Annotated in this window: 9 protein-coding genes; 5 read left to right on the top strand and 4 right to left on the bottom strand. The window is 59.4% G+C overall.

The features are described from left to right. Positions 1-1,143: 1,143 nt before the first annotated feature. A complete protein-coding gene (locus tag VSR34_RS36975) occupies positions 1,144-1,746 on the top strand; it encodes an H-NS histone family protein (protein WP_342965074.1) in 603 nt (200 codons plus the stop codon). Positions 1,747-2,308: 562 nt separating this feature from the next. On the opposite strand, the gene VSR34_RS36980 is transcribed toward VSR34_RS36975, so the two are convergent. Together VSR34_RS36980 and VSR34_RS36985 are read right to left on the bottom strand one after the other, a co-directional pair. After that, positions 2,309-2,521, bottom strand: coding sequence for a hypothetical protein (locus VSR34_RS36980; protein ID WP_342965075.1), 213 nt, complete (start codon positions 2,519-2,521; stop codon positions 2,309-2,311). Positions 2,522-2,869: 348 nt separating this feature from the next. Then, positions 2,870-3,349, bottom strand: coding sequence for a hypothetical protein (locus VSR34_RS36985; RefSeq protein ID WP_342965076.1), 480 nt, complete (start codon positions 3,347-3,349; stop codon positions 2,870-2,872). Positions 3,350-3,877: 528 nt separating this feature from the next. Here VSR34_RS36985 and VSR34_RS36990 point away from each other — a divergent pair. Both VSR34_RS36990 and VSR34_RS36995 read left to right on the top strand, forming a co-directional pair. Then, the gene (locus VSR34_RS36990) at positions 3,878-4,336 is read left to right on the top strand and encodes a helix-turn-helix domain-containing protein (protein ID WP_342965077.1); all 459 of its coding nucleotides are present in this window, start codon (positions 3,878-3,880) and stop codon (positions 4,334-4,336) included. Beyond that, entirely contained in the window at positions 4,337-4,909 is a 573-nt protein-coding gene (locus VSR34_RS36995) for a PIN domain-containing protein (protein WP_342965078.1), read from the top strand. Positions 4,910-5,010: 101 nt separating this feature from the next. Here the strand turns inward: VSR34_RS36995 and VSR34_RS37000 are convergent, their stop codons facing one another. Beyond that, positions 5,011-5,484 carry a hypothetical protein gene (locus tag VSR34_RS37000; protein WP_342965079.1) on the bottom strand — a complete coding sequence of 158 codons (474 nt, stop codon included), beginning with the start codon at positions 5,482-5,484 and terminating at the stop codon, positions 5,011-5,013. 411 nt (positions 5,485-5,895) lie between these two features. Here VSR34_RS37000 and VSR34_RS37005 point away from each other — a divergent pair, with 411 nt between their 5' ends. Then, a complete protein-coding gene (locus VSR34_RS37005; RefSeq protein ID WP_342965080.1) occupies positions 5,896-6,057 on the top strand; it encodes a hypothetical protein in 162 nt (53 codons plus the stop codon). A 214-nt stretch (positions 6,058-6,271) separates the two neighbouring features. Next, positions 6,272-6,544: a hypothetical protein gene (locus VSR34_RS37010; protein ID WP_342965081.1), complete on the top strand. Its 273-nt coding sequence runs from the start codon at positions 6,272-6,274 to the stop codon at positions 6,542-6,544. A 28-nt stretch (positions 6,545-6,572) separates the two neighbouring features. Here VSR34_RS37010 and VSR34_RS37015 read toward each other — a convergent pair whose 3' ends face one another. Next, complete coding sequence (locus VSR34_RS37015) at positions 6,573-6,827, bottom strand: hypothetical protein (protein WP_169745499.1); 255 nt, start codon at positions 6,825-6,827, stop codon at positions 6,573-6,575. Positions 6,828-7,033 lie beyond the last annotated feature (206 nt).

Raw genomic sequence — 7,033 nt, forward strand, 5'->3', positions numbered from 1 at the left:
CTCCGTCTCGGAAATCGCCGGGTGTGGGCCCTGTCCACACCGTGCGGCTCTGGCAGTCATGCTAACCCGCGTTTGACTTCCTACGGCAGGCCAGCCTCCGCCTCACGGAAAATCATTCTGACTTACCGAGTTCCGCGTAGTTCGCACGGATGGTTTAGGTTCTGCCTCTCCACCGGTGGCGATGGTGTCCGTGCTGCCCGATGGAATAGCGAGCAGACCCGCCACGGTCCCTTTTTGGGGCTGGCCTATCAGTGTCTTTGGCCCGTTCCGAGTGACGGTGTTTATCAGCAGTTCAGGTACCTTAACCTTGCCATCCAGCCTAGCGCCCCCTCCGCGTTGACACTCGCAGAGGAACATCGATCTCGCGATCTTGGTACGGCTTGCGCCGGGCTACATTGTTTCGGAGGCTTCACACGAGACCGTTGCCAGTCCCGCATGCCCCGATAGGCTACGGGCGACGGAACGCCCGGTTTTGCTCCCGCCGAACGTCAGCGGTAAAACCACGAACTACGCGACGTCACGTCGCACATTCCGAACTCGGCCATCCGTCGGCGCAGGTAGGCCACGATGCTCTCGCGCTTTCTCTCATCCATCAGTTTTTCCGATCAATAACCTGGCATTCCGCAGGTAAATTGCAAATCACGTGCCGCCAGGATGCCACGCGACACTGCTGCACAGGCGGCGGCGAAGAGGTAGGTACTTTTGAGCCGCGCAGTGCCGGGAACGGCGCACGGAACCTGTCGCGACTGGTTGGTTTTCAACCAGTATAAGTCAACCCGAAAGCGACGCCTGGTTTGCTTGCGCACCTTCTGTCATCTTTTGTGGCGCTCGTAATTCATCGTGCGGAACGAACTGAACATCGGTCACGCGAACGGCGATGTGCGGGTACGGGTCTGGAAACGGGAATTGAATACATTACCGCGAAGCAGCAAGCGCGCGGTGTCGATTTTCAATTTGCAGTGACGTTGAAATCGCCGGGCGCGGCACGTTCAATTTGCATGAGCGTACTGATAAAGTCCATAATCACCACCGCGACGACGGCGTCAATTCTGACGGGCAGACTGAACTTCGAAGTGCCTGGAAGATAAGCCAGGAAAGTTCGCGGATCGCATGGACGGTAAACCCAACAAGGGAGGAATAGAAATGGTTACCTTGGACGCAATCAACTCGAAAATTGCAAAACTCCAGAAGCAGGCAGCGGCGATCGCGGAAAAGCAGTCGTCGGTGGGGCTGACCAAAATCCGTGACCTGATGCACAAGCACGGACTGACTGTCGCTGACATTGAAGGCTTTGTCGCTAAACGGCGCGGTCGCAAGCCCGCGGCTACCGGTGCGAAGGCAGCGGCAAAAGCTCCGCGTGCGAGCGCCCATCACGTTGCACCCAAATACGCAGATCCGAAAACGGGCGCGACGTGGACCGGCCGTGGTCGCGCACCGGCATGGATCCGCGATGTCAAGGATCGTTCGAAATTCCAGATTGAAGCCGGTGCAACGGCGAAGAATGCTGGCGAAAAGGCGGCTCCAGCGAAGAAGGTGGCCGCGAAGCGTGTCGTCGCGAAAAAGGCGGCGAAGACGACGGTTGCCACGAAGAAGGCGGCCCGGGCAGCGGCGGCTCCGGCAAAGCGTGGGCGTGGACGCAAGGCTGCAGCACCCGCGAAAAAGGCTTCGGCACCACGCAAGGTTGCAGCCGGAAAGGCACAGGCCGTAACTGAGGTTGCTACCACGCCTGAAGTCGCAGTAGCGTAAAAGGTAACGGGGTTACGGGCGATACAGTCGTAGGTGGCGGAGCGAGTGGCGGCAACGCTGCATTCGCGGCCCGCTACGACTGATCACTCAGGTCCCCCAGTGCGTTGCCTTGCGTCCGGTGACGTCCGACTATTTCCGTGAGCAAGCGCGGGCAGCGCCGCCTGCCTTTGATCCGATGCCCCAACGTTTCGAGCTTGTTGCCCTGGCGTTGCCAGCTGGCTGTCCACCGGAGTCGGTTCCCCGGCGGTTGGCCGGCTGATCTCGGCCGCCTGGCCGGGCATGAGCCGCGCGCAGCTCGTGGACCGTGCCCGTCGGCTCGACATGCGGGCGTCGCTGCGGGTGCAGCCTGGTATCGGACCGGATGGGTTGACGCAGTTCGGGCTCACGCTCAGGTTTTCGGATGGGTGCTTCGAACTGATCGCTCATGTACGTCGTGTCATTCGTCGACGCACTGGCGCACGACGCCGGAAACCGTCACTGCCTCCGGCGCGCGACGCCAGACAGCAAACCCTTTTCTGATTTTTCCCGAGACCGCACAACGACGCGGGTCGTCATCCAGGTGTCACTGCAGGGAAGGCACTGCGCTGAGAATCCTGAGATTGCGGATCTTGCCAATTGACGGTGAGCGTTCCACGATCAGGCTGGCGATGAACTCAGGCAACAGGGCGCGCGGCACGTTCGCGGGAATATCGGTCACGACCTGAGACGCCACGTTGGCGATGAATTCGTCCGGTGCAGACGCGAGGCTGTGTTCGTAACTGACGCGAAATTCCATGTTGATTTCGTTCGGGGACGTAGTTGCCGGAAGCGCATTTGGCGTGCGCAGGGCGGTGCATGGTTCTGCGGGCAGTGTAGCGCGGGATAGCGCTGCATTCGCTATCTTGAGCGCGATTGAATTGCCGGTTGTGAGGGCTTGCGCGCTTTTGCCCGCGATTTCGTTCCTTTGCGATGCATGTACGGCGGTTTGGTCGCCGTCTATGGGGGCTGGTTACCATCAGGTGCCGGGAATATCCGTATGACGTTTGCGTGCGACTCTCTCACGCCCGTGCGTCGTCATTCACCTGCGAGCTTTAATGCACGTGTGCTGACTGGCGTGCGTATCCGGCATATGAGGCACGAGACGCTACCTTGCAACCTGGAGGTGGCTGTCGTTGGCGCGTGTATCGCGTGCGGCCATGTCGATCAGCTTTCCCAGGTGATCGCTCGCCCTCACAACGATCTCCATCCGGGTCACGCAGAGCTGGCGGTCGTATTCGTTGACCACGGCAGTGAGGCCCTCGATCAACGGTTCAGGCACACGCCAGACTCCGGTCCGATCTGCCTCGTTGAGCACCTCTCCGAGGCCATGCTCAACGCGTTCAATCTCCCCCATATCAAGTTGCCCATGGCCCGCCCGGGTGATGAAGCCTGCGATGATGATGACCTGAGAGAGGAGATTGACCAGCGAGCGGTTCGCTTCACCATTGCGCAGACGCTCAAGCGCGATCCGTGCACGCAACGCGAGATCCGCGGCTTCGCTGCGGGGCATGGGGAGAAAGAGCGACTTTGCGTGCGTTCCGGTAGTTGGCCGACGCGTGGATCGAGAATTCTTCTTGTTGGGCATGTCCGGTAGCCGGTTGATCTGGAATTGACACGTCATATTGGGATTACCCGTCGCGGCATCAAGTGCGCCCCTGTTTTCAGTTTGCGCACAACTGATTTTTCATGTCGGGCTCGGACTGCTGCGACTGTTTTCGCGGGGCGCTGACAGTTCTACAGCTTTCAGTAGATCGTCGTCGATACCTGATCCGACTTCTGCCAGAGGAAAAATAACGGGGGCAGAGCGTTACCCCGCCATACTGCCGGAAGGGCTTCTCCGCGCTTGGGCAGGAGACTCCCCAAAGCTTTAATGCAACTAACAGTCAATGATCAGACGAATCTCAACTACCGCCTTCCGGCGGCAGCAAGGGAAGTGCAACAAGATCCGCTCGAAGCGTCGATGACGCTGATGGCCGGTCCAGCAGGGTTCCTGATGACTGCTGGAGCGTGAGTCGTCCGGTGAAAAACCGGCGAGCGGTTCAATGGCCGTTTCGGTTGTTGCGGTTTCGAATATTTCGATTTAGAATGCGCGGTGTTGAGTCAGGAGCCGCTTATGAACACCACCATGCACCCTACGACGCTCCCTTCGGAGCAGGAAGCAGAACTCGCCAGGACGTCAGGCAGGGACCTGTCGGTTGTACTGTCGAGCCGGGCAGAGAGCCAGCAGTTCGACTTCAGGGACGACAGGGGCGAGGTTCGCACCGTCACGCTGCCGACGTCATTTGTCCGGTTGATGGTCGACGCGCTCGCGGAAATCGGCAAAGGCAACGCGGTTTCGATCATCCCGATCCACGCGGAGCTGACCTCGCAGGAAGCGGCCGATGTTCTTAATGTCTCCCGCCCGTACCTTATCCAGCTTCTGGACAAGGGCGAGATTCCCTTCCGGAAGGTGAATACACATCGGCGCATCCGCTATGACGACGTGATGGCCTACAAGAATCGCGTTGATGCCGAACGTCGTGCCGCGCTTGAAGAACTTGCTGCGCTCGATCAGGAAATGGGACTGGAATAAATGGCATCAAGCTTCACCGCAATCTATGACGCCTGTGTTCTCTACCCCGCAGCGTTGCGCAACCTGATGATGCATCTCGCGCTTACCGATCTGTTTCGCGCGCGCTGGACGGACGTCATACACGACGAATGGACCCGTAACCTGATCAAGGACCGCCCCGATCTGGATCCGTCAATGGTCTATCGTACGCGTGACCTTATGGACAGGCACGTTCGGGATGCGAAGATCACCGGTTATGAGCCACTGATTCCTGCGGTTCAGTTGCCGGACCCGGACGACGCCCATGTCGTGGCCGCGGCCATTCACTGCCATGCGTCGACGATCGTTACGCTTAACCTCAAGGACTTTCCGTCTGATGTGCTCGCGCGGTTCGGCATCGAGGCTCAGCATCCCGACGATTTCGTGGTCGGCCTGTTCAACCTGAACCAGATGCTGGTCCTGCGGGCAATGGCGGACCACCGGCGCTCGCTACGCAATCCCCCGAAGTCGGCCTATGAATACCTCGACACGCTCGCGTCTCAGGGGCTGACGCAGACCGTCTCAATTGTCAGACCGTACGTCGCGGCTATCTGACAGGGATTGGGCACGCCACGCATCCGGCGCGGCCCTTGATGGATGTACGGGGAATGGACGGCGCACACCGCCGGAACGGCCACTGCCCGCGTCAACCCCCATTACGGAGCAAGTGAAAAAGCACTCAATTCGGGAGTACGGGTCAGCAGCGCCTGGTGATCGAGATACAACGCGTAATCCGACTTGATGACCTTCCTGACACCTGGCGCATACCAGCAGGTTTCGGTGAAGGGTGCATCGTACAAGCGACCAGGCTGCGTGGCGTTCACCCCATGGCTGACTATTCTGTCGACGTCAAATGAACCGGCAAGTACCTGTACCCGATCGAATGCAACGATCTCATCGTGGCCGCTGACGTCAATAGTTCCGACCGTGAATCGCCGGACATGATGGAAGTTCCAGCTCTTTCCCACGGTCATCGGGAAACTCAGGGTTCCATTGCCTGGCTCGTACGTTGTTCCGTTGCCATCGCGCGTCAGGTTTCCCTGATTGTCGTAGTGGACTTCCTTTTGGGGGGCGCCGTTCCACGAGGACGACTTCGTTGTCTGCGTCTGCGCTACCGCGACGACCGTCATAACAAGCGGGGTCCCGGGCCTGGAGCCGGTTCACCCCCTCATCAAGGTCCACGTACACCGACCTTGTAGCCCAGCGCGTCAGCCGTGGGTATGCCGGGGGCACTTGATGGCTCCTGCGCTGCGGGGGGATTTGTCAGGCAGCCGAACAACAGGGCGGCATAGGACGAGTGCCTCGCAAGCAATGACAGGCATGGCGTTGCCCTGTGGACTTTCATGAGCAGGCTCCCGACCGCGATGACACGCGAAGACCTGGCGTCGTGGGTTGGAAAGTCTTTTCATTACTGTTCTTTGCTGCTTACGCGGACGAAGTGTTGCCAGCGGCCCGCCACGCTATTGCGCAGCCAGCCAGCAGTCGCCCAGCATTGAAGCGAGCTAAGATCGTCATTACTGTGTGCGGTGGGGGAGCGAATCGTGGCGACGTTCAGGGAATTGAAGGCGCAGATGGCCGCGCTCGAGGCGCAGGCCGCGGCGGCGCGGGCGGCAGAGTTTGAGGAGGTACTCGCGGATATCCGGGCGAAGGCGGCTGCCGAAGAAGCCTGCATGACGGCGTGTGCTCGCGCTCGATATGCGTGACCTTGAAGCGGACGATGACAGCCATCTCGACCGCGTGAGGCAATTGCAACCACCTGGCGCTCCATCGATCTCTTCGCTCAATGCAACGCCGTGGAGTTATGTACCGGCGGCAATTCGCGCAGCAGGGAGTGGCCCAGCGGAGATCGGGTACTCACTTCGGTCTTGTCGATCCGATCTGGAATCACCCGTGCTGGGCGGCCAAACGCGAAATTCCATGACAGCCATGAAAAGAGAATACAAGTACAAGGGCTTCGAGATCGCCGTGGACCTTGAACCGGTGTGGGAATCGTCTGGCAACGTCACGTTGTTACCACCACGTGGCTTTATTGCGATTGTGAATATCAAGACGGCGGGCATGGTCCGACCGATGGTTGCGCCGATCCGCCTAGCGGCAGATAACCAGCAGCCGTTCGCGAGAGAAACTGACGCACTCATGGCAGGGTTCAGCGCAGGACAGCGGGTCGTAGATGAGATGCTGATCCCATGAGTGGTAGCTAGTAGCCTGCCTTTGAATGTCAATTGCGGCCAGCAGTGCCGGAACGCGCGTGGTGGAGTCGATCCAGCCTTGCCACGAGTGCCGAACCCTGTTCTAGAACGTGCTGCGGCAAATCAGGAAGCGCCAATACCTTGCGGATGCGCGTTCGCCAGTAGTCCGCTTGCGTCACGGCACTCGTCTGGGCGCTCCCGTCGTTAACACCTAGCCGCTCCAATTGCGAAATCGCAGCCTTAATATGATCCAGTTCCTGCTGCGCATGGTCATGCCACGTCATAAATGCCCCTGCTAATCAGACTTTATTGTCGTGTCGGTCGCTGAGCAGATTCATTTGATGCCGCGCGATCAAACGTTAGGTGCGTATTTCGGATGAACGTGACCGGCCGTTTCGGGATCGTGACCGGCGATTTCGGCAACGTGACCGGTCATTTCGGGAACGTGACCGAGCGGACCGGACGGCAGGATTGGCGTTGCGCATGACAT

The organism is Paraburkholderia sp. JHI2823, from assembly GCF_038900695.1.
GTDB classification, from domain to species: domain Bacteria; phylum Pseudomonadota; class Gammaproteobacteria; order Burkholderiales; family Burkholderiaceae; genus Paraburkholderia; species Paraburkholderia mimosarum.